Here is a 23,894-nt window from a genome sequence, read left to right as displayed (position 1 = left end):
TTATTTCTTATCCAACGCTTCCTTCCAACGAAATAGTAAGCAACTTCTGTGCTTCCACCGCAAACTCCATCGGAAGTTTATTTAATACTTCTTTTGCATATCCGTTTACAATCAGTCCGATAGCATCCTCTGTCGGTATACCGCGCTGATTACAATAGAATATCTGATCTTCACTGATCTTGCTCGTTGTAGCTTCATGCTCTACCACAGCTGTCTCATTACGAATATCCATATAGGGGAATGTATGTGCACCACACTTATCGCCCAGCAACAACGAGTCGCACTGGCTATAATTACGGGCATTATCCGCTTTCTCCGCTACACGGACCAGTCCACGGTAAGAGTTCTCACTGTGTCCGGCTGAGATACCTTTACTTACAATCGTACTACGGGTATTCTTGCCCAGATGAATCATCTTCGTACCGGTATCTGCCTGCTGATAATTATTAGTCACAGCCACAGAATAAAACTCTGCTGTCGAGTTATCGCCTGTCAATATACAGGAAGGATACTTCCACGTGATCGCCGAACCGGTTTCCACCTGTGTCCAGGACAGTTTGCTATCCACCCCTTTGCAGTTGCCGCGTTTCGTTACAAAGTTGTATACCCCGCCTTTGCCTTCGGCATCTCCCGGATACCAGTTCTGAACAGTACTGTATTTCACTTCCGCACGGTCATGTACCACAATCTCCACGATAGCCGCGTGCAACTGATTTTCATCGCGCATCGGTGCCGTACATCCCTCCAGATAAGACACATACGAGTCATCATCCGCTACAATCAGCGTACGTTCAAACTGGCCCGTATTACGGGCATTGATACGAAAATAGGTAGAAAGCTCCATCGGGCAGCGTACTCCCTTCGGGATATAAACGAAAGAACCGTCAGAGAACACAGCCGAGTTCAAAGCTGCAAAGAAGTTATCCCGATAACCAACTACCGAGCCCATATACTTCTTCACAAGATCCGGATGTTCCCGTACCGCCTCACTAAAGGAGCAGAATATAATGCCCTTCTCCATCAGTGTTTCTTTGAAAGTGGTCTTTACAGATACCGAGTCCATCACTGCATCCACAGCCATTCCACTCAATGCCATCTGTTCTTCCAAAGGAATACCCAGTTTATTAAATGTCTTTATCAGTTCCGGATCTACTTCATCCATACTCTTCGGTCCTTCTTTCTTCTTCGTCGGATCGGCATAGTAGGAAATTGCCTGATAATCGATTTCCGGAATACGGAGATGGGCCCATGTCGGCATCTCCAGCGTCAGCCAATGGCGGTACGCTTTCAGTCGGAACTCCAGCAACCATTCGGGTTCATCTTTCTTCGATGAAATCAGACGGACTACATCTTCGCTCAGTCCACGCTCAATAACATCGGTGTGCACCTCCGTGGTGAAGCCGTATTTGTACTTCTCCTGCGTCAGTTCCTTTACATATTTATTGGGTTCTTCTTGTTGCATCTTTATTATCTAATATATATTGTTGCGTTATATTCTTAGCAGCAGGGAAAAAGATTCCCGCAAACGTTTCCATAGGATAATATAACAATGATTCGCTCTTTTTTGTTGCACTAATTAACTTATTATCGCTATCGACAAACTCTATCACACAAATCACAAGGCTTGTCAGCAACAGGAACTTGAGTGCTCCCAACCCACTTCCCAGCCAGCGGTTCAGCCATCCCAACGAAATAGCTTCCAGCGCTTTCGTCAGCAAGGACGCCACTAACGTGAATATCAACGGAACGGCAATCCAGATAACAATAAAAGCCAATACCTGTGCTACTGTCATCGAGTCCGTCACAGTCGGACAAAGCTTCTCTGCCAACGTTGCATACAAAGCCTTTGCTGCCAACAAACCGACGACTAATCCCAGAATAGAAGCCAGCTGGCGGATAAAGCCTTTCATAAAGCCTGTCACCACACCGGCACCTACTATAATAAGGATGATTATATCAATCGTTGTCATAATATTAAAATTGACAATTGACGATTGACAATTGACAATTAAAACCATTATCAACCATCAATCATCAATTGTCAACTTTTAAGTTTTCCAACCAACTATCAATTGTCAATTGTCAACTGTCAATTGTCAATTATTATAAAGTTTGTTTCACTTCTATTTCTTCGAATGTCTCGATCATATCGCCTACCTTCATGTCGTTGCAGTTCACCAGACTGATACCACACTCGAAGTTCGTACCAACTTCTTTCACATCATCCTTGAAGCGTTTCAGTGCATTGATATTTCCGGTGAAGATAACGATACCATCGCGGATCAAACGAGCCTTGTCGCTTCGTTTTACCTTTCCGGTCTTCACTACCGCACCCGCTACAAGTCCCACTTTCGTGATATTGAATACTTCGCGAATTTCGATCGTTGCCGTAATCTGTTCTTTCAATTCCGGAGCCAACATACCTTCCATAGCAGCCTTCACCTCTTCAATTGCATCATAGATGACAGAGTACTTACGGATATCGACACCTTCCTGTTCAGCCATCTTAGCAGCAGCACCCGAAGGACGTACCTGGAATCCGACGATAATTGCATCCGAAGCGGCAGCCAGTGATACATCCGATTCGGAGATAGCACCCACACCTTTATGGATCACATTTACCTGAATCTGTTCAGTAGACAGCTTGATCAACGAGTCGCTCAATGCTTCCACAGAACCATCCACGTCACCCTTAACGATGATATTCAATTCCTGGAAGTTACCCAATGCAATACGACGACCCAGTTCATCCAGTGTAAGAATCTTCTGTGTACGCAAGCCTTGTTCACGAGCCAACTGTTCACGCTTGTTCGTAATCTCACGAGCTTCCTGATCGCTTTCAACAACATGGAATGTGTCACCTGCGGCAGGAGCACCGTTCAATCCCAGAATCAATGCCGGTTCGGCAGGTCCTGCCTCTTTCACCCGCTGATTACGTTCATTGAACATAGCCTTCACACGTCCATAGCTGGTTCCTGCCAGTACGATGTCTCCGACTTTCAAAGTACCGTTGGACACCAGTACCGTAGCTACATAACCACGTCCTTTATCCAGCGAAGATTCAATGATAGATCCTGTTGCATTACGGTTCGGATTCGCTTTCAAATCAAGCATCTCAGCTTCCAGCAATACTTTCTCCATCAGATCTTCCACACCTATACCTTTCTTGGCAGAGATATCTTGTGACTGATATTTACCACCCCATTCTTCCACGAGATAGTTCATTGCAGCCAGTTCTTCCTTAATCTTGTCCGGATTGGCAGTCGGCTTATCTACCTTATTAATAGCAAACACAATAGGTACACCTGCTGCCATCGCATGATTGATCGCTTCTTTCGTCTGTGGCATTACGTTGTCATCGGCTGCCACAATAATGATCGCGATATCCGTAACTTTCGCACCACGGGCACGCATAGCTGTAAACGCCTCATGCCCCGGAGTATCCAGGAATGTAATGCGACGTCCGTCTTCCAGCTGTACGTTGTAAGCACCGATGTGCTGTGTAATACCTCCGGCCTCACCGGCAATTACATTCGCCTTACGGATGTAGTCGAGCAACGAAGTCTTACCGTGGTCGACGTGTCCCATCACTGTTACGATCGGAGCACGCGGCTGCAAGTCTTCCGGAGCATCTTCTTCCTCTACGATAGCTTGCGCTACTTCCGCACTTACATATTCGGTCTTGAAACCAAACTCTTCGGCCACCAGATTGATTGTTTCCGCATCCAGACGCTGGTTAATAGAAACCATCATACCGATACTCATACAAGTTGCAATAACCTGATTGACTGATACGTCCATCATCGTTGCCAACTCGTTAGCCGTTACGAATTCAGTCAGCTTCAGTACCTTGCTTTCTGCCATTTCCTGATCTTCCAGTTCCTGCATACGGTTGGAAGCCATTTCACGTTTTTCCTTACGGTACTTAGAAGTCTTGTTCTTGCCCTTGGTTGTCAGACGTGCCAAGGTTTCTTTTACCTGCTTTGCTACGTCTTCTTCGCTAACCTCCTGCTTGATAACCGGCTTCTTGAAGCGATCTTTATTATTATTCTTCTTGTTGTTATTATTGCCCTGTCCCTGGCCTTGACCTTGAGGACGGGGGTGATTGCCACCACCTTTACCGGTCTGAGTGTTCGGTCTCGGTGCAGCAAAGTTGGAAGTTGCCACATTGTTGACATCCACCTTTTCTTTGTTGATACGATTCCGTTTCTTTCTGGCAGCATCGGCATTATTGTCTTTTGCTCCCGGTTTCGCCTGTTTACTATCCTCTTTACGGATTTCCTTGATGATAGCTTCCTTCATCAGTTTCTTCTGATCCTGACGAACCTTTTCTTTTTCTTCGCGTTCGCGGCGTTTTTCTTCCTTCGATTTCTTCTTAGGACGAGTAGACTGGTTCAATGCAGCCAGGTCAATCTGACCGATGACATTGATCTTCGCTCCCAGTTCCGGTTGACGGATTTTAAACACCTCATTGTCTTTTGACGTATTTTCTTCAGTCGGAGTTGCCGCTGTTGCAGCTACTTCTGCCGTTCTTTCTACTTTACGTTCTTCCGCCTTCACAGGTGCAGCTTCTACCACCTTCGGCTCTTCTTTCTTTACTTCTTCCACTACTGCTTTCTCAACTTCTACCGGTTTTGTCTCCACTGCGGGTTTCGATGCTACTACAGGCTGTTCTACCGGAGCAGGTGCCGGTGCAGGTTTCGGTGCAATGACTTCCACCTTTTCTACTTTCGGCTCTTCCTTTTTCACTTCGGGTTCAACCGCAGGCTTCTCAACGACTGTTTTTTCGGCAACTGGTTGCGCTGCCACAGGCTGTTCCACTACAGGTTCTACTTTCTTTTCCGGCGCTTTTTCTACTTTATCTGTTCTCCGACCGTTCAATTTATCCAAATCTATTTTTCCGACAGGTTTAAACTTAGGACGTGCATCCTCCGGTACGACTGTCTTAATCACATCTTCCGACTTCGGTTTCTCCTGCTGCTTCTCGAAGCCTTCGATAGATACCGATGCCTTATTACGTTCCTTATTCTGACGTTCCTGGATGAAACGCTCCGATTCAAGTCTAAGGTTCTTATCTGTACTAAACTCTTTAACGAGCACAGCGTACTGCTCCTCACTAATTTTGGTATTAGGATTAGCCTCAACGGTATACCCTTTCTTTTGCAGGAACTCAACTACCGTCGCGATTCCTACATTCAAATCTCTTGTAACTTTGTTTAACCTTATCGTCATATTTAAAATTTAATGAATAAATGGAGCGAAGAAAATTCAATCGTAATGCATATTACTCTTGTGTTGGTTCAGCCTCTGGCTCTGCCTCTATCTCAGGCTCCACCTCTGCTGCCGGTTCTTCTTCAAACTCCGATTTCAAAATACGTATTACCTCGTCCACTGTCTCTTCTTCCAGGTCCGTCTTTTCAATCAACATCTCGCGAGGTGCATTCAATACAGCCTTCGCCGTATCAATACCGATAGCCTTGATTGCATCAATCACCCATCCGTCAATTTCATCTCTGAACTCATCGAGATAGATATCTTCATCAGCTACATTCTCATCCAATTCGCGGAACACGTCGATAGTGTACTCGGTCAACATACTGGCCAGCTTGATATTCAAACCGCCTTTACCAATAGCCAGCGATACCTCTTCCGGTTTAAGGAACACCTCGGCTTTTTTCTCTTCCTCGTTCAGACGGATAGAAGAAATCTTAGCCGGGCTCAAGGCGCGCTGAATAAACAATGAAATGTTCGATGTATAATTGATTACGTCGATATTTTCATTGCGTAACTCACGAACAATCCCATGAATACGACTCCCTTTTACACCTACACAGGCACCTACGGGATCGATTCTGTCATCATAAGACTCCACTGCGATCTTGGCACGTTCGCCAGGAATACGGGCAATCTTTTTAATGGTAATCAAACCATCATTGATTTCAGGCACTTCCATTTCGAACAGACGTTGCAGGAAAACGGGAGAAGTACGAGACAAAATAATCTTCGGATTATTGTTCTTGTTGTCTACGCGGGCAACTACTGCACGGGCCGTTTCACCTTTGCGATAAAAGTCGCTCGGGATCTGTTCCGTCTTAGGCAGCAGCAGTTCGTTTCCTTCATCGTCCAGAAGCAGCATTTCTTTCTTCCAGATCTGATATACCTCTGCGTTGATGATTGTACCTACTTTATCAATATATTTATTATAAATACTGTCCTTTTCAAGTTCCAGAATCTTTGAAGCCAGTGTCTGGCGGAGATTCAGGATAGCACGACGTCCGAACTTGGCAAAAATCACCTCATCAGTCACTTCTTCGCCTTCTTCGTATGAAGCATCGATCTTCTGTGCTTCCGACAGCGAAATCTGCATGTTGGGGTTTGTCAAATCTTCATCGGCCACAACTTCACGGTTACGCCATATCTCAAAGTCACCCTTGTCCGGGTTCACGATCACGTCGTAATTTTCATCGGTGCCAAACATTTTCGCGATTACGCTACGGAACGACTCTTCGAGTACGCTAACCATGGTCGTTCTATCGATATTCTTCAGTTCCTTAAATTCCGAAAATGTATCAATCAAGCTGATTGTTTCTTCTTTTTTGGCCATAACTATTTAAAGCTAATTAAGTATTTAGTATATTTTATTTGCTCATAAGTGAAGGTTTCGTCCTCTTCAATCAGTTTCGGACGCTTGGAGCCTTCGGGTTTTACCTTCTTCTGTACGCCTACCGTAAACTTCTCTTCATCGGCATCTTTCAGGACACCTGCCAGTTTACGTCCGTCCCTGGTCACTACTTCCACTTCCTGTCCGATGTGGATGTAATACTGTTGCAGCACTTTAAAGGGTTGTCCGATACCGGCAGAACCCACTTCCAGTTCATAATCTTCCTCTTCACGGTTCAGTTTCGACTCGATAAAGCGGCTAAGCTCTACGCAATCTTCGATCCAAACTCCCTCTGCGTGGTCTATTTCGACCACAATCTTGTCATCCGGGCTCACGGTCACCTCTACCAGAAAGTAGTCTTTTCCTTCCAGCCACTCTTCAACAATCTGACAAACAGTTTTCTTTTCTATCATTTATTAACTATATAAGAACAAAAAAAGGAGCTTAATCGCCCCTCCACCTTTCATCCATTTCGGTTGCAAAGATATAAATAATCTATTCGACTACAAAACATTAAAGAAAAAAAGTATGAATTAACAGTCGTATATCCGTATCTTTACACCGCAAATTAAAAAAACAGGAACCATGGCACATCGTCTCAACACCAACAAACAGTTTATGGTAGGCAACGGAATACTGGCTTTTGCCGTTATTTTTGTTGTAGTTATCTTTATTTATATGAGTATGCGTTTGCAACGCGACAAGCAGGAGCAGCGACATTTTATCGAAACATATTCTATCAGTCTGGTAAAAGGATTTGCCGGAGACTCTGTTTCTTTATATGTCAATGACAGCCTCATCCTTAACAAAACGATATCCGAGGAGCCTTATACGGTTGAAGTAGGTCGGTTTGCAGAGCAAAGCGCACTGCTGGTAGTGGACAACAAAACCGAACTGGTTTCCACTTTCGACCTCAGTGAGCGGGGCGGTACTTATCAGTTCGAGAAAGAAGCGGATGGAATTAAGCAATTAGCCCGATAGCTGGATAATGCGCAGCTGATGCCAAGAGTTTGGTACGGACATTTCTGTTTTATATCTCTGTACGGTATCCCCGAAGTTCTTTCCGCAGAGCCAGTGCTTTACCTTCTGTAAACTGATTCAACAGGTTCCAGAACCGATCGCTATGATTCATTTCACGGGTATGGCACAATTCGTGCAGAAGCACATAGTCTATCAAGTGGGAAGGCAGTAACACAAGATAATAGGACAGATTTATATTTTTTCGTGCCGAGCAGCTCCCCCAACGCCCCTGACTGGAATTTATTTTCACCCCGGCATAGGTTAATCCCCATTGTCGGGACAATCGTTCCAGCCGTGGAGGAAGAATACTTTTGGCATTCCGTCTCAAAGATTCTTCAATTACTTTACGCAACCAATTCTGTAGATTTTCATCTTCGAAAACAGCCTGGGGCGGGCATATAATCTGCATATTTCCCAATCGGGAGTTAGCCAGAAACTGTTCTTTTTCACCTGCAACCAGAGACAATTTGAAAAACTCCGTATCAATCTTGTAATTCAAGTCGATCAGCGGGCGGGTAGCCTTTCGGCGGGAAGTCAGCAACTTGTTACGCAGATTCTCAATAGCACGCTTCACCTCATTCATCGTAGTACCGGGAGGCACCGATACATAGACCGCATCGCTTTTCGTACGAAATACCAGACTGCGGGCACGTGGATTGACACGCACTATCAAACATCCTAATTCATCATCTTCTATCACTGTATCCATTTTCTCTTCCTTAACCGATGCTGCAAAAATAATAAAAAAAGAAGCCTGTGACGAAAAAAGTTACGTTCAATGCAACTTTATGTAAACTCACCACGTCTAATCTATACATACTCATATTAAAATCAGATATAAATTATGAAAAGAAACACACTAGTTGCATGGTTACTCGGGATATTCCTGATATTCTCCGCCACTTCCTGTATGAATGGTCCTATTGTAAAAGGCAGCAAAAACTACATCACCAAAAAAGAAAATCTGGAAAACTTCAATGACATCAGCATGTCAGGCAGTGCCAATATCATCTATCAGCAAGACTCCTGCTCTCATATTGAAGTTTACGGTTCGGACAACATCGTAGAACTTCTGGAGATAACAGTTAATGGAGAAACCTTGAATATAAAGTTCAAAAAGAATGTCAATATCATCGACAGAGGCAAGCTGGAGATCAAAGTCTTTTCACCCGACCTGAACAGACTGACACTCAACGGATCAGGTGGTATTCTCTTCGCAAACGGGATTCACACAAAGGGAGATCTCAAGGTAACGATTAATGGTTCGGGCAACTTAGACGGAAGTACATTCGACACCAACCATCTGGCAATTGCAATTCATGGTTCGGGCAATGTCAGACTCAAAAAAATAGACAGCAGCACCTGTTCTGCAAGCATTTCCGGTTCAGGCAACATCACCCTTGACGGTATGGCAAGCGCAGCAAAGTACAACATATCAGGGTCCGGCAATATCAAAGCCGCTGACCTGGAAGCTACGGACGTATATGCGGGTATCTCAGGTTCGGGCAACATTAGCTGTTTCGTCAACGGCAAACTAGGCGGACATGTCAGCGGAAGCGGTAGTGTTGCTTACAAAGGGAACCCTCAGACTATTGACTTCCCCCGCAAAAAGCTCCGCAAACTGAATTAAATGGGTCAGAGCTCCATACTGTACCGAAATGAACTAAATTATAAATTAAGGATTAGGCACGGATTACACGGATTTCACGGTTGTTTTACGTAATCATAACACTAAAACCGTGAAATCCGTGTAATCCGTGCCTAAATATATTCTTTTCCGCACAAAAAGAAACAAACTGAAAAACAGCCGGTTTTTCGGATTGATCCAATTAAATCCAAGAAATATCCCCAAAACATAAAAGGGCTACTGCATCTCGCGGTAGCCCATTTATTTAGTTAGTTTCATTATAAAAATTTGAGAGAATTGAAAACTTCACAGTTTCGCTTTCGATGTTGTTTTAATTAAAGCACACTAACTATATTATATGTTTAAAGCAAATGAAAATGTCTATTCTTCCATAACCTGCACCTTATTGATCTTCGCGAGGCTATCAGCCAGTGCCTGATCTGCCTTCAGCTCATTTGACAGAGCTACCGACGGTGCGGTCACTTGTTTACCAATGGTATCCGTTGCCAAGACTCTTCCTTCATCTCCGGAAAATGAATGTTGTGCCACATTTCCTAAAGAAAGGATAATTGCAATCACGGCAGCAGCTTTGAACAGAGGAATAAATCTGCCTGTCAGTGTCAGACGCTTTGCCTTCACTACCGGAGTCTCCACCTGTGCCAGAATACGTGCGTCAAAGTCTTCGCCCAGTCCTACTTCCTGCTGAACCTGCTGATATACAAACAAGTTCTTATAGCGGAGCAAATGAGCAGGTACGTCTTCCCTGGAGAAGAAGTCACGCAACACAGATTCCTCCTCAACAGAAGTTTCGCATTGCCAGTATCGCTCAAGGAGCTGTTCTATATCCTTATAATCCATATTCGTCAATTTCTAAATACCTTTGTTTTACCTTTTGTCTGGCCCTGAAAAGATTCACTTTAACTTGTTCCTCTGTCAGATTCAGAAGGGTTGCAATCTTCTTATAGCTTTCACCTTCAATGTCCCTCAGTTGCATGATAAGCCGCTGTTTTTCGGGAAGCTCGTTCACCAGTCTGTTGATAATGTTCATTTTTTCATCATGAACCAACTGGTCATACGGACTATTTGCATCAGGTTCTTCCTCCATTTCAGGAGTGATTTCCACGTTCTGAGCTTCTTTCTTTTGGCTCCGGTCTATTGCCAGATTCTTTGTTACAATCAGGCAGTAGGCTTCAACCGATTCAAATTGCGACCACTCATCACGCTTGTTCCACACTCTTATCATGGTGTCCTGAACGACATCCTCGGCTTCTGCCCTATCCAGGGTTATTCTGAGCGCCAGTCGAAAGAGTTTGTCCTTCAATGGCAAAATATCGTTTCGGAAGCTGATTTCTTGCATCTCTATAATAATGACGGGCTAGGATACGAAAAGTTACAGATGCCCATTACTTTTTTTTGAATTATTTTTTTATCCGCGTTCCTTCGTTGTTCTTAATTGCTGATGCTAAGGTAATTACAACTTCCGTAACTCCTGCATTAATTGCTTCAAAAGAGTTCTCCAACTTCGGAATCATACCGCCTTGAATAACGCCGTCAGCAACGTATTGTTCGAATTCGGCACGGGTAATCTCAGGAATCACGCTATCATCGTCATTCTCGTCACGCAGTACCCCTTTCTTCTCAAAACAGTACACCAACGTCACGTCAAACAGCGCCGACAAAGCCTTTGCCGTCTCTCCGGCAATGGTATCCGCATTTGTATTCAGCATATTACCTTGACCATCGTGTGTCAACGGTGCCATCACGGGCACCACTCCTTTATGAATCAGATCAGCCAGCAAAGAAGCATCTACCTTCTCCACATCGCCCACGAAACCATAATCAACCTCTTTCACCGGACGCTTCACCGATCGGATCACATTCATATCCGCCCCGGTCAGTCCAAGAGCGTTCACTCCACGGGCCTGCAGCCCGGCAACGATATTCTTGTTTACCAGACCGCCATACACCATCGTTACCACTTTCAATGTTTCCGCATCGGTAATACGACGGCCATTTACCATTTTGCTTTCAATACCTAGTTGTGCGGCAATCTTTGTTGCCGAGCGACCGCCGCCGTGAACCAGCACTTTATGTCCGCTGATCGCGGCAAAGTCATTCAACAACTGAAGAAGGGTGGCTTCCTCTTCTACGATTTTTCCACCCACCTTAATTACAGTTAGTTTTTCTCTCATTTTTTATTCTTATTTTAGGCACGGATTACACGGATTTCACGGTTTTAGTTGTGTAAAAACACAAAGCAACTATACAATCATGCGAAGCTACCGTGAAATCCGTGCAATCCGTGCCTAATTATCTATTCCAAATAAGTATATCCGTAAAGTCCCGAACGATAATTGGACAAGAACTCTTTGCCTTCTTCCAATGATATCTTTCCTTCTTTTACAGATTTTGTCACCCATGTTTCAAGGGTACGTACCAGTTTCTTCGGATTATACTGCACGTAGTCCAACACTTCCGCTACAGTTTCACCGTCAATGATCTGTTCGATACTGTATCCTTTTTCATTCACAGAGACATGAACGGCATTCGTATCACCAAACAGATTATGCATATCTCCCAAAATCTCCTGATAAGCTCCGACTAAGAAAACAGCCAGATAATAAGGCTCGTTTTTTTTCAGGCTATGAACAGGCAGATAATGAGCCACATTACGGGTAGAAATGAAGTTTGCAATCTTACCGTCCGAATCGCAGGTGATATCCTGCAAGGTAGCCGAACGCTCCGGTTTCTCATCCAGCCGCTGAATAGGCATAATCGGAAATATCTGATCAATCGCCCAGGAGTCGGGCAATGACTGAAACAATGAGAAGTTACAGAAATATTTATCCGCCAGCAGTTTAGACAATCCGCGGAATTCATCCGGGGCATGTTTCAAACCTCCGGCAATCTGATTAATCTCCCGTGTAATTGACCAATACAGACGTTCAATCTGAGCACGTGTCTTTAAATCTACAATACCATGACTGAACAAGTCGAGAGCTTCTTCCCGAATCTGTTGTGCATCATGCCATGCTTCCAACATCTTGTTCTGGTTCAAAGTATCCCAAATACCATATAGTTCCTGCACAAGTTCATGCGCATCCGGAGCGATTTCTTCCTCATCATCCCATTCCGGCAGGGTCGCTGTTTCGAGCACCTCGAAAATCAGCACAGAGTGATGTGCCGTCAATGCCCGTCCACTTTCGGTAATAATATTCGGATGTGGGATACCATTCTTGTCACTGACATCTACCAACGTAGAAATAGAGTCATTCACATATTCCTGAATGGAATAGTTCACACTCCCTTCACTATTGGATGAACGGGTTCCGTCATAGTCGACACCCAGTCCGCCGCCAATGTCCACAAACTCCACATTGAAGCCCATAGAATGAAGTTGCACGTAAAATTGAGAGGCCTCACGCAAGGCAGTTTTAATACGACGAATCTTCGTCACCTGACTGCCGATATGAAAATGAATCAGTTTCAGACAATCTTTCAAGCCTTTGCTTTCCATGAAGTCAAGTGCTTCGAGCAATTCGCTGGAAGTCAATCCGAACTTGCTGGCATCACCTCCCGACTCTTCCCATTTTCCGCTACCGGAAGAAGCCAGTTTGATACGAATACCGATATTGGGCTGCACATTCAGCTGTTTCGCCATTTTGGCTATCAGTTTCAGCTCATTCATCTTCTCTACTACAAGGAAGATTCGTTTGCCCATCTTCTGGGCAAGCAATGCCAGTTCAATATAACTTTCGTCTTTATATCCGTTGCACACAATCAATGAGTCAGAATCCGTATTAACGGCAATCACAGCATGAAGCTCCGGTTTGGAACCGGCTTCCAGTCCGAGATTGAACTTCTTTCCGTGGCTGATAATCTCTTCGACCACAGGCCGCATCTGATTAACCTTAATCGGGTAGATGATAAAGTTCTCAGCTTTATAACCGTACTCTTCCGCCGCCTGCTTAAAACAGGAAGACATCTTTTCAATACGGTTGTCCAGAATATCCGGGAAACGCAACAACATGGGAGACGCTACATCCCGCAATTGTAACTCGTCAACCAGCTCCTTCAGGTCGACGGTCACTCCATCTCTCCGCGGTGTAACAACAACATGACCTGCGTCATTGATACTAAAGTACGAAGTACCCCAACCAGTAATGTTGTAGAGTTCTTCAGAATCTTCAATACGCCACTTTCTCATTTTCTATTATTCAGTGTTTTTAGTAAATAATTGGATGGCAAAAATACAGATTTATCTACAGGCTGCCAATTAATTGGATATTATTTCTTTCAATCGGTCTATATAACCGGTCTCTTTTATATTTTCAGCAGTTCTTGCAGGCGTTGTACAGATGTCTCAATCTGCCGGCGATCTTCCAGTTCGTCCGCATCAAAGATATATTGTGCCTGCCTATAAAAAGGTGCACGTTTTTCAAGTGCCTGAATAATGAAATCCATCAGTTCATCGTCTTGTCTCCCCTGAAGAATGGGACGTTGCTGTTTGGCAATACGCAAACGCCTGAACAGCACATCGGGATGAACATTCAGGAAAACGGTTTTTCCTGTCCGGTTCATAAACTCCATATTATCAAAAAAGCAAGGAGCTCCCCCGCCTGTAGAGATAACGACATTCTCAAACTCAGCCACCTCGTGAAGCATATTTCTTTCTATTTCACGAAATCCGGCCTCCCCCCGTTCTGTAAACAGTTCTCCGACGGTCTTATGAAAACGTTCTTCGATATACCAGTCCAGGTCAATGAACGGAATATTCAATTTGCGGGCGAAAGCCTTGCCTAATGTTGTTTTTCCGGCACCCATATAGCCGGTAAGGAAGATACGAACCATAAATGATTAATTTTGCTCACAAAATTAATCATTTAATGAAGAATGAAGAATGAAGAATGAAGAATTTTGGTTGCCATCACTCTAAATTCTTCATTCTTCATTCATCGTTCTTCATTATTTAAAGACTTTTATCCGTTCTTCCAGTGGTTGAAATTCTTTTTCTCCCGGCTGATTGACAGGTACTCCAAATGGCATTTCTGCTATCAGGTGCCAATGTGCGGGCAAATTCCATGCACGGCGCACTTCATCATCAATCAACGGGTTATAATGTTGCAGTGAGGCACCGAAGCCTACATCTTCAAGCATCACCCAAACAGCCAGCTGATGCATCGCTGAAGTCTGCAATGACCATCCCGGGAAATTTTCCTGATAAGACGGGAAAGCTTCCTGAAGTCCCTTCACTACCGTCTGATCTTCAAAGAACAGCACAGTGCCATATCCACAGGCAAAGGAATTGTCTATCTTTTCTTCTGTTTTTGCAAAAGCAGCTTCGGGTACAATCTTCCTCAACGCATCTTTTACGATATTCCATAACTTTTTATGAGCTTTGCCAAGAAGAAGCACCACACGGGTAGATTGTGAATTGAATGCCGACGGCACATGTCTGACTGCCAGATTGACAATGCATTCAATTTCCTGATCCGTAACAGGTGACTGGCCGGTAATTGAATAATAACTCCGACGATTCTTCAAAGCTTCACTAAAAGTTCTTTCCATAATAGCTCCTTTCTTAATTTTATTTTCTTAAACTCCTTATAAATTAGAACAAGCATCTCCGCCAACTTGTTCGATTCCGGAATATATTTGTACCTTCGCGCCGTCAATGCTATTGACATAATCATTCATTATCAGAAAATGGCTAAAGAAAAGTTCTACGTAGTATGGGAAGGAGTGACACCGGGAGTATATACTTCCTGGACAGATTGCCAGCTCCAGATCAAGGGTTATGAAGGTGCAAAATATAAATCGTTCGACACTCGCGAAGAGGCGGAACGTGCACTGACTTCCTCGCCTTACGCCTACATTGGTAAAAATGCGAAGAAGAAATCGGAAGCTGCCCGAACCGGTTCCGACACTCTGCCTGCTTCTGTAATTGATAATAGTCTGGCGGTTGACGCGGCCTGCAGTGGCAACCCCGGTCCGATGGAATATCGGGGAGTGCACGTGGCAAGCCGTCAGGAAATCTTTCATTTCGGTCCGATGAAAGGCACCAATAACATCGGAGAGTTTCTGGCAATCGTACACGGGCTGGCATTATTGAAACAGAAAGGGTTCGATATGCCCATTTACAGTGACAGCGTGAATGCTATCAGCTGGGTACGACAGAAGAAATGCAAAACCAAACTTCCCCGGAATGAGGAAACTGAAGAACTGTTTAAAGTGATAGAGCGGGCAGAGAAGTGGCTCAAAGAGAACACTTACACTACCCGTATCATTAAATGGGAAACCAAGGAGTGGGGAGAAATTCCGGCAGACTTTGGCAGAAAATAATAGTAAAAAAGCATTCTCATTTTATTTTTTATTATATTGCGGTGCTAATAAAATTGTAATTGCCTATGCAAGATACCGGTATTATAACTTTTTCAGTCTGTAATGTGCACCAAGCGGAAGATTCATCCTCAGAAATGTTGACGCAAGGTTTATTAGGAATGAAAGCCATTATATTGGAGCGCCGGAAATGGATTAAAATCAAACTGGAAAATGATGAAAATGAAGGATGGGTACATCCTAGAGCTATAGCCTCCTTGGCCTCCGATGAGCAATGGACAAATTCATCTAAAATCATCATAACAGCCCACTATGGCTTCTCTTACACACAACCTGACATTTATTCTCAATGCGTTTCAGATCTTGTCTCCGGAAATCGCTTACGACTTCTCAAAGAAACAGATGCTTTTTATAAAGTAGAATATCCAGATAAAAGACAAGCATATGTACCAATTGCCATCTCTCAAAAAGAAGATGAATGGAAAAAACAAAATCAGCTTGATGCCCCCCATATACTAGCAACTGCTCATTCCTTAATGGGGATTCCCTATATTTGGGGAGGTACTTCTGCAAAAGGAATGGATTGCAGTGGATTTGTAAGATTATGTTTTTTATTGAACGGAGGTTTAATACCACGAGACTCATATCAACAAGCACAACTAGGAAAACGTTTAGAAGTAAAAGAAGATTTATCAAACCTCCGACCAGGTGACTTGTTATTTTTTGGCATACATGTCCCTGAAAATCCCATATCCGGGGTACGCCATATTGGTATTCATATTGTCAACGGACAGTATATTCATTCACAGGGATATATACATATTAATAGTTTACGAAAAAACGATCAAGACTATGACGAAGAAAACACAAAACGATTCTTATTCGCTCAAAGATATTTTGTCTAGCATAAAGGCTTTCCTCTGTAAATATTGGTTGGTTACTATTATAGTAATATGGTGTGCACTTGCCCTAGCCATGCCATACTTTCTTTCACAGTTCTCTATCATTGAGCTGGGTATTCCTGGAACTTTAGGAGACACCATTAATGGATTATCAGCTCCTTTTTTAACTATTTCAGCCATTTTTCTTACTTACAACGCGTTCATGGTGCAATACAGAGCAAATAAGACTCAAGAAAACTGGAATAACATACAACATAAAGATATTATCAAGGACAGATTTGAAAGCAAATTATTTCATTTCATTGATTTATGGTCACAGCAAGAGTGCATGTGCAAAATAAATGGAGTAGGAGAAGGAAAGCAAGCCTTCCATTTCATGTTTTATGAGTTCAAAGCAATCTTATACTATGTAAAGAAAGCCGATTTATATGAAGGAAATCGAAAAGAGATATGGGAGCTTTACCTTGCTTATTATCTTTTTATAGACGGCGCAAGCCGCAGTTCTATCGAACGATTACAAGTTGACATTCCAGAAATGTGCAAGCATTGTAAAAATGGCATTCAAAGTATTCTTGAGCTTAATGATGAATTATTAAACCTACAAGATGCAATATTAAATCAGAAAGAAAAAAAACGTGAAGACAGAATAAGTATATACATGCTTTGCGACTATAAAGAGAAAGCCATCAAATACTTTGACGGACATCGGCATCGCCTGGTACCTTTTTACCGAAGCCTTTGTATGATTATACAGTATATCTATACAGGCGAAGAGGCAGAAACTGACGATACTAATAGAATTAAAGAAAGAACATTCTATCTACATATACTTTGTTCGCAATTATCCGAGCACGAACTAGCTTTACTACTCATAATGTACAGCTTCGGCAACAAAGAGCATTATTCACCCATAATCAGTGATAAACATAAAAATGTCCACTTCCATTTTCTCAGAAAAATTCTCCAACAATACATTAATCCTAAAATGAACTGTCGACGAATAACAGAATTTACTTTAGCGATCAATAATCGAGTAGCCCAGGAAAAGGAAGCTGATACTCTAGCAAATCTTCATAAGTGCTCTAAGAAGGTTTCAAACAAAAAAAGATAATAATACGATTATAAATTGTTAGCCACTTGTTCTTTCTTATGTTTGAACACAAAACGGAGCATTACGAAGTTAACAGGTACAGCAACAGCCAATACGAATAATGGAGCTATTTCCTGATTTACATCCAGAGACAGGAACAGGTTGAACAATCCCATATGTATCAAGTAATTCACAAGATGGCTTCCTCCAAATCCCAAAGCTTTCTTGAGAGAAGGATTACTGCGGAAGGTAAAATAGGAAGTCATAAAGAAATTACAGATAAAACTTGTTGCGTAACCAATTGTATACGCAATATTCAGATTCACCAGCTCATATTCCTGCAATACAAAATAAACCCCATAATGTATGCCGGCTGCTAACGATCCCACCGTGCAATAACGAATAAACTGATAACGTTTACTCTTTGAATGAAAAACAGATTTAATAATTTCCATTAGTTAGTAGTTTTAGTTTTATTGTTTAGTTAAGAAGTCTCTATTTTCTCCGACGAACACGCGAAGTTCTGAGTCAATTGTTCCCACACTATTTTTAACCAGATTAACGTACAAGGCAAAGCTTTCAAAGCATAAGGCTTCACATAATCCATTCTTATGAATCTAGGAAAAAGATCGGTAGTAGACAAAGAAGTCAGCAGAATGCAGAATATAAGTAAAAACAAGTTTAGCCTCGGCGTAGTAACCTGTGTCGGAGTTTTCACATACCAGATTCCAACCGCAACCATAGCAGTCAGATAGCCATAAGTTTCTGTTCCGGTGCTGAACAGTACCATAAACAAAAGTGCAGAAGATAAAAATAAGAACCTGAAAGATTCATTTTGATATTGCCGGATACGTAAATATGGAAGAGCAAACAATAGCATTCCCGGAATAATAATCCATAAATCACTAAAAGAGGCTCCTGTTATCCGATGCAGCATACCCAACAAAGATATATTCTGATTAATTTTAAATTGGTTCAACTCATTTTTATAAATAAGTACATCAAACCATTCCTTATAAGAATGGACTACATACTCAGGAGAAGCATACAGCATTGGTAACAGAAAAACAACCACCCCCCAAAAGAGCAAGCTAGCTACAAACCTCATTTTATGCTTGGAAAATAAGAAAAAAGCCAATCCTACCACTCCATAAAGCTTAGTCATAACCCCAAATACAACCATCAAAGCAGCCCATAAATCCTTTTCTTTCTCAATCAATACATACGCAAAAATAATCATAGCCGTAATACCTATGCTATATTGCTGAGACAAAACCGCTGTAAAAACGTCATTTACAGAAACTAATATAACAACAGCAAATTGCCACTTTTTCAAATCTAACTTGCTGATAGCATAATAAAGGAAACCACAATTCACCATGCACCAAAGAACCATCCCCAACGGTCTGGGAAGAGCCGCAAAAGGAGAAATCAATGCAGTGAAAGAAATACCATACAGAAAGAAATCCTTTTGTTCCTGAAGATATTCTACATATAAAGGAGAAGAAGATATTGCATGCCAAAAAGACTGGCTAAATATAACATAATTGCTATACGTCCCCTTTATCATCAATGACAAACTACAAGCCAGTCCTACCCCCATCCACAAGATGAATAGAAAGACCGGATTCTGCACATATCCTTTCAACCTCTCCAACATATCATCAATAAGTTTTTTAGTTCATTTACAAATACTCCCTTTTTCATATCAGGCAACATCACCTCACTTCTTAAATCTACAGGAACCTCTTTGATGAAAGTGGTATCATCAAGAGAGGCTTTATAGATAAACTCCGTATCAAACAAGAACTGTTTAATACGTGTGGACGCAAGAAAAGCTTTTCCCTTACGGTTAAAACCTTTCAATCCCCCTTGTGTATCTGTGTGGGTCAGCCCTAACAGCATAAAGTTCAAGAAACGTGAAGCATGACTCGCCAGCTTTCTGCGGGTAGAAAGTTGCGAATAATACGTATGATTGCGATTTGCTACAACTACATCATATCCCGCCTCAAGATATTTAATCACCTGACAAACAGACTCAATCTTATATGGAAAATCATAATCTGTATAAAGAGCCAGCTCTGAATCAGAATATGCTATACCATCACGAACAGCAGCCCCTTTCCCTTGATTTGTCTTATTGTCTACAATGATAGTGCTGGGTAAGTTATTTGTCAAACGAAGTACGGCTTCTTCCGTAAATCCGCGTTTGGAGCCATCATTTACTACGATAAAGCGAATGTCATACCCGTCCAGCATCGCTTCCAACTCTTTATGTTTTTCAATCAGTTGCTGCTCCCATCCTTCATAAGGATTATAACAGGGCAATACGATGTCAATGCGTTCATTATCTTTTTTATGTAAAAAAGGAGTTGGAGTTCTTGATGCATAGTCCTGAGTTAATTGTTCCCAGATAATTTTAAACCAAATAATAGTACACGGGAGAGCTTTAAGTGCAAATGAAGTTATATATTCGGTTCTGAAATGTTTCGAAAAAAGGATACTGCTTGAAGACGCTGCCGTCAACACAAAACAGAATAGCAACAAGCATGTATTCAGCACAAACGTTTTTTTATACGTTGGCGTACTTACATACCATATACCCACACCAATCAAAGCTCCCACATATCCACATTCTTCCGTTCCCGTACTAAACAAGACCATAAATAACAAGACTGATGCCAAAAACGAAAGCCGAAAATTTCTATTCTCATATTGTCCAATACGAAAATAAGGTAATAAGAATAAAACAATTCCAGGAATTATCAGCCACATATCACTATATTCAACAGCATGAGTGATCTTTCGAACCATTCCTAATAAAGAGATATTCTGATAAAAGCTCAACTCATTAACATCATCCTTAACTAAAAGAATACTAACCCATTCTTTATAAGAATCAAATACATACTGTGGAGAACTATAAAACATTGGAACTACAAATAGAACTAATCCCCAAAACAGAATTCCCCACAGAAAATATAATTTCCTTTTAGAGAAAAGGAAGAAAGCTAACCCTACAACCCCATAAATCTTGGTTAATGTGCCTAAAACAATCATCAACGCCGCCCAGAAATCTTTTTTTCTCTCTACAAGAATAAAAGTGAAAAGAATGAGAGCGGCTACTGCCGCATTATATTGCTGAGTAACAACAGCTAAATATAAGCCATTATATGACAGCCATATGATAATGGCAGTTTTCCATCTTTCAAATTCTAACTTCTTTATAGCAAAGTACAATAAGAGAGCATTAAACAAACTCCACAAAGCAGAACCCACCATGGTTGGCATGATTGAAAAAGGAGCAATTAACAAAGTAAAAGGGATGCCATATAGAAATAGATCAAAATATTCTTTGGGATATTCTACATATAAAGATGTCTGCTCCAAAGCATGAAAAAATGAACGCGAAAATATCAAATAGTTATTTGCAAGTCCTTCTGCCCAGCTTACCCAAAATCCCCTGACAGCTACCCCCAACCACAAGATTGCTAATACAATAGGATTTTGCACTAACATTAATATAAATCTTATTATATTTTTCATTTTATTATAGCCTTGCTTTGTTTTATATAATCCATAAAACGACCCAAAGTAATATTCTGTTTCCTAAAATATAGGATGAAAGCATCCAGTCTTTTTTCCATTCCTTCTCCCGCATGATTTCGTATAATAAATGGCAGTTTCCACTCCGGATGTTCATTTAACGGATAAAACTCCCACGGATGAAAGTATGTTACAAAATATCCATCATGTCGATGAGTATATTTACACAGCCAACGATAAAGCGAAGCGGGCAAATTATGACATGAAAGCCAAAATAAAGGGAAGCGTAGCAGAGGAGTAACTGACGCCGGCATTTGGATTACACTATCTTTTATGAAAGGAGTACGGGGAGTGGAAAGCCGCATATACCTCCCCGGAATAAATGTCGGATTTAAAGAAGAATTATACACATATCCAGCATCATGAATAGCCTTTTCAGACACCGGCATCATTCGTGCCTGTCGATAGCCATACACTTTGGTTCCGATAATTTCCTCTAACTGATCTTTTGATGTCTTTAAATCCTCCACTTTAAAGGTCCAGTGATAGAAGCCATGAGAAGCAATCTCATGCCCTTCCGCTTGAATACGCTTTATTATATCAGGAGCATGAAGAGCAAAGTTCGCCGTACAGAAAAAAGTAGCTTTCACTTGATTCCGCTTCAAGCAGTCCAAGATTCTGTTAGTTCCCTCTACAGAAACCTTGATTTGCTCTTCCATTGATATATCCACCTGATGTTCCCTGGGTACATCGAATTCCTCAATGTCAAAACTTAGTAAAATCATTACGAATAAAGTCTAGTTTATGTTTGTCTATTGTGAAATACTGCAATTTTGCAGCCACAACTTCTATAATGCTTGCATATCGTTCAGCCTTTTATAATAACCATTTAATTCCAATAATTCCTCATGACGTCCGCGCTCTACAATTTCCCCTTCATAAAGCACGCAAATCTCATCGGCATTTTTGATCGTAGAAAGACGGTGGGCGATCGCAATCGTGGTACGCGTCTTCATCAGTCTCTCCAGCGCCTCCTGCACCAAACGTTCAGATTCAGTATCCAATGCAGAAGTAGCCTCATCCAGAATCAGAATGGGAGGATTCTTCAGAATAGCACGGGCGATACTAACACGTTGTCTCTGACCACCGGAAAGTTTGCCGCCACGGTCACCAATATTCGTATTATATCCTTCCGGCTTTTCCATAATAAAATCATGGGCATTGGCAATCTTAGCAGCTTCTATAACCTGCTCCATAGTTGCATTTTCTACGCCAAAAGCAATATTATTGAAAAATGTATCATTAAAAAGAATGGCTTCTTGATTCACATTACCGATCAAACTTCGTAAATCGGCAATACGCACATCTTTAATACTTGTACCATCGATGGTGATATCTCCTTCCTGCACATCATGATAACGTGGCAACAAGTCGACAAGCGTTGATTTTCCTGAGCCTGACTGTCCCACCAGGGCCACAGTCTTACCCTTTGGCACTGTCAGATTCACATGCTTCAACACCTCTCTTTTACCATCATAGCTAAAGCTTATATCTTTAAACTCAATCCGATCATTCATTCCAGTCAATGGCTTCGGATTAGGAATTTCCTTAATGTTGTTCTCAGCCTTTAAGATTTTGTCTACACGTTCCATAGAAGCAAGCCCTTTCGGAATATTGTAACCAGCCTTGGCAAAGTCCTTCAACGGATTTATCACGCTATACAAAATAACCATGTAAAATATAAACGTCGGTGCAGTCAATGAAGAATTATGTCCCAAAATCAAAGCGCCACCAAACCATAACACAGATACAATCAGGATTGTTCCCAAGAATTCACTCATCGGGTGAGCCAAGGCTTGCCGCATAGCCACTCTGTTGACCGCATCACGAAGCTCATTACTGCACCTCGTAAAACGATTTATCATTCTGTCCTCTGCTATAAACGCTTTGATAATACGCAAACCACCCAATGTCTCTTCCAGTTGAGACATTGTATCGCTCCACTTACCTTGTGCCTCCAATGACTGGCGCTTTAGTTTTCTTCCGACCTTGCCCATCAGCCAACCCATAGCCGGCAATACCAGCACAGTGAAAAGAGTTAACTTCCAGCTGGTAGCAATCAATGTTATAAAATACAATATAATCATGATAGGGCTCTTTATCAGCATATCCAAGGAACTGGTAATAGAGTTCTCTACCTCTCCCACATCACCACTCATACGAGCTATAATATCTCCTTTTCTCTCCTCTGAGAAAAAGCCCATCGGCAAACGCATCACCTTCGCATATACCATAATACGGATATCCCTGACAACTCCTGTACGCAACGGAATCATTACGGCTGAAGATGCAAAATAACAGGAAGTTTTAAACAAAGTCATCAAAGCCAGAAACAGTCCCAGAAAAATCAAAGCTGTAGTAGGACCATTATCCTGAATCATCTGCGAAACATAATAATAGAAATTGTTTATTGCAACATCTTTAAAACCGGCAGTTCCCCATTCCATGTACTCATATACCTTATTGTTTTCTCCTGTTTTAAACAGAATATCCAGAATCGGGATTAACAAAGTAAATGAAAACACATTGAATACAGCTGACAAGATATTCAGCAAAATAGCCCATCCGATATACTTCTTATAAGGCGACACAAAGCGTCGCATCAGTTGCAAAAATTCCTTCATTATTTGAAATAAAATAAGTTAAGGC

At 41.9% G+C, this 23,894-nt stretch carries 22 protein-coding genes; 5 read left to right on the top strand and 17 right to left on the bottom strand.

Annotated features, from left to right (window positions below):
- Positions 1-7: 7 nt before the first annotated feature.
- From sufB to rimP, 5 genes are all read right to left on the bottom strand, one after another.
- Entirely contained in the window at positions 8-1,462 is a 1,455-nt protein-coding gene (gene sufB, locus BLW31_RS14655) for a Fe-S cluster assembly protein SufB (protein WP_010536145.1), read from the bottom strand.
- Entirely contained in the window at positions 1,440-1,970 is a 531-nt protein-coding gene (locus tag BLW31_RS14650; RefSeq protein ID WP_010536143.1) for a CvpA family protein, read from the bottom strand. Before BLW31_RS14650 ends, sufB begins: the two co-directional genes overlap by 23 nt.
- A 133-nt stretch (positions 1,971-2,103) precedes the next feature.
- Positions 2,104-5,232 (bottom strand): translation initiation factor IF-2, encoded by a 3,129-nt coding sequence (infB, locus tag BLW31_RS14645; RefSeq protein WP_010536142.1) that lies wholly within the window; start codon positions 5,230-5,232, stop codon positions 2,104-2,106.
- Between the two features lie 52 nt (positions 5,233-5,284).
- A complete protein-coding gene (gene nusA / locus BLW31_RS14640) occupies positions 5,285-6,604 on the bottom strand; it encodes a transcription termination factor NusA (RefSeq protein ID WP_010536141.1) in 1,320 nt (439 codons plus the stop codon).
- A 2-nt stretch (positions 6,605-6,606) separates the two neighbouring features.
- Positions 6,607-7,074, bottom strand: coding sequence for a ribosome assembly cofactor RimP (gene rimP, locus BLW31_RS14635; RefSeq protein WP_010536140.1), 468 nt, complete (start codon positions 7,072-7,074; stop codon positions 6,607-6,609).
- 172 nt (positions 7,075-7,246) lie between these two features.
- Here rimP and BLW31_RS14630 point away from each other — a divergent pair, with 172 nt between their 5' ends.
- Entirely contained in the window at positions 7,247-7,642 is a 396-nt protein-coding gene (locus tag BLW31_RS14630; protein WP_010536139.1) for a hypothetical protein, read from the top strand.
- 49 nt (positions 7,643-7,691) lie between these two features.
- Here BLW31_RS14630 and BLW31_RS14625 read toward each other — a convergent pair whose 3' ends face one another.
- Positions 7,692-8,390, bottom strand: a complete 699-nt coding sequence (locus BLW31_RS14625; RefSeq protein WP_010536138.1) for a YgjP family zinc-dependent metalloprotease — start codon at positions 8,388-8,390, stop codon at positions 7,692-7,694.
- Positions 8,391-8,525: 135 nt separating this feature from the next.
- On the opposite strand from BLW31_RS14625, the gene BLW31_RS14620 reads away from it, so the two are divergent.
- Complete coding sequence (locus BLW31_RS14620) at positions 8,526-9,311, top strand: head GIN domain-containing protein (protein WP_010536137.1); 786 nt, start codon at positions 8,526-8,528, stop codon at positions 9,309-9,311.
- A 378-nt stretch (positions 9,312-9,689) separates the two neighbouring features.
- Here BLW31_RS14620 and BLW31_RS14615 read toward each other — a convergent pair whose 3' ends face one another.
- The 6 genes from BLW31_RS14615 to BLW31_RS14590 form a co-directional block, all read right to left on the bottom strand.
- A complete protein-coding gene (locus BLW31_RS14615; protein WP_010536136.1) occupies positions 9,690-10,166 on the bottom strand; it encodes a PG0215 family putative anti-sigma factor in 477 nt (158 codons plus the stop codon).
- A complete protein-coding gene (locus BLW31_RS14610) occupies positions 10,156-10,665 on the bottom strand; it encodes a GFO_1088 family ECF-type sigma factor (protein WP_010536135.1) in 510 nt (169 codons plus the stop codon). The genes BLW31_RS14615 and BLW31_RS14610 overlap by 11 nt, the downstream gene beginning before the upstream one ends.
- 61 nt (positions 10,666-10,726) lie before the next feature.
- Positions 10,727-11,500 (bottom strand): acetylglutamate kinase, encoded by a 774-nt coding sequence (gene argB / locus BLW31_RS14605; protein WP_010536134.1) that lies wholly within the window; start codon positions 11,498-11,500, stop codon positions 10,727-10,729.
- A gap of 122 nt (positions 11,501-11,622) precedes the next feature.
- Positions 11,623-13,515: a biosynthetic arginine decarboxylase gene (speA, locus tag BLW31_RS14600; protein WP_010536133.1), complete on the bottom strand. Its 1,893-nt coding sequence runs from the start codon at positions 13,513-13,515 to the stop codon at positions 11,623-11,625.
- Positions 13,516-13,631: 116 nt separating this feature from the next.
- Positions 13,632-14,159 (bottom strand): shikimate kinase, encoded by a 528-nt coding sequence (locus tag BLW31_RS14595; protein ID WP_010536132.1) that lies wholly within the window; start codon positions 14,157-14,159, stop codon positions 13,632-13,634.
- A 114-nt stretch (positions 14,160-14,273) separates the two neighbouring features.
- Positions 14,274-14,876, bottom strand: coding sequence for a nitroreductase family protein (locus tag BLW31_RS14590; protein WP_010536131.1), 603 nt, complete (start codon positions 14,874-14,876; stop codon positions 14,274-14,276).
- A gap of 138 nt (positions 14,877-15,014) precedes the next feature.
- Between BLW31_RS14590 and BLW31_RS14585 the strand changes: the two genes are divergently transcribed.
- The 3 genes from BLW31_RS14585 (at position 15,015) to BLW31_RS14575 (ending at position 17,660) form a co-directional block, all read left to right on the top strand.
- Positions 15,015-15,650 (top strand): ribonuclease H1 domain-containing protein, encoded by a 636-nt coding sequence (locus BLW31_RS14585; RefSeq protein WP_010536130.1) that lies wholly within the window; start codon positions 15,015-15,017, stop codon positions 15,648-15,650.
- Positions 15,651-15,715: 65 nt separating this feature from the next.
- A complete protein-coding gene (locus tag BLW31_RS14580; RefSeq protein ID WP_010536129.1) occupies positions 15,716-16,552 on the top strand; it encodes a C40 family peptidase in 837 nt (278 codons plus the stop codon).
- The gene (locus BLW31_RS14575) at positions 16,500-17,660 is read left to right on the top strand and encodes a putative phage abortive infection protein (RefSeq protein WP_010536128.1); all 1,161 of its coding nucleotides are present in this window, start codon (positions 16,500-16,502) and stop codon (positions 17,658-17,660) included. Before BLW31_RS14580 ends, BLW31_RS14575 begins: the two co-directional genes overlap by 53 nt.
- 8 nt (positions 17,661-17,668) lie before the next feature.
- On the opposite strand, the gene BLW31_RS14570 is transcribed toward BLW31_RS14575, so the two are convergent.
- The 5 genes from BLW31_RS14570 to BLW31_RS14550 form a co-directional block, all read right to left on the bottom strand.
- Positions 17,669-18,094 (bottom strand): GtrA family protein, encoded by a 426-nt coding sequence (locus tag BLW31_RS14570; protein ID WP_010536127.1) that lies wholly within the window; start codon positions 18,092-18,094, stop codon positions 17,669-17,671.
- A 29-nt stretch (positions 18,095-18,123) separates the two neighbouring features.
- Positions 18,124-19,299, bottom strand: coding sequence for a glycosyltransferase family 87 protein (locus BLW31_RS14565; protein ID WP_010536126.1), 1,176 nt, complete (start codon positions 19,297-19,299; stop codon positions 18,124-18,126).
- Entirely contained in the window at positions 19,284-21,185 is a 1,902-nt protein-coding gene (locus tag BLW31_RS14560) for a glycosyltransferase 87 family protein (protein ID WP_029425206.1), read from the bottom strand. Before BLW31_RS14560 ends, BLW31_RS14565 begins: the two co-directional genes overlap by 16 nt.
- Positions 21,182-21,970 carry a polysaccharide deacetylase family protein gene (locus tag BLW31_RS14555; protein WP_010536124.1) on the bottom strand — a complete coding sequence of 263 codons (789 nt, stop codon included), beginning with the start codon at positions 21,968-21,970 and terminating at the stop codon, positions 21,182-21,184. The genes BLW31_RS14560 and BLW31_RS14555 overlap by 4 nt, the downstream gene beginning before the upstream one ends.
- 63 nt (positions 21,971-22,033) lie before the next feature.
- Positions 22,034-23,869 (bottom strand): ABC transporter ATP-binding protein, encoded by a 1,836-nt coding sequence (locus BLW31_RS14550; RefSeq protein ID WP_010536123.1) that lies wholly within the window; start codon positions 23,867-23,869, stop codon positions 22,034-22,036.
- Positions 23,870-23,894: the final 25 nt, after the last annotated feature.

The sequence above is a fragment of the Bacteroides faecis MAJ27 genome, from assembly GCF_900106755.1.
GTDB lineage: Bacteria > Bacteroidota > Bacteroidia > Bacteroidales > Bacteroidaceae > Bacteroides > Bacteroides faecis.
This window is presented reverse-complemented; position numbering and strand designations above follow the sequence as displayed.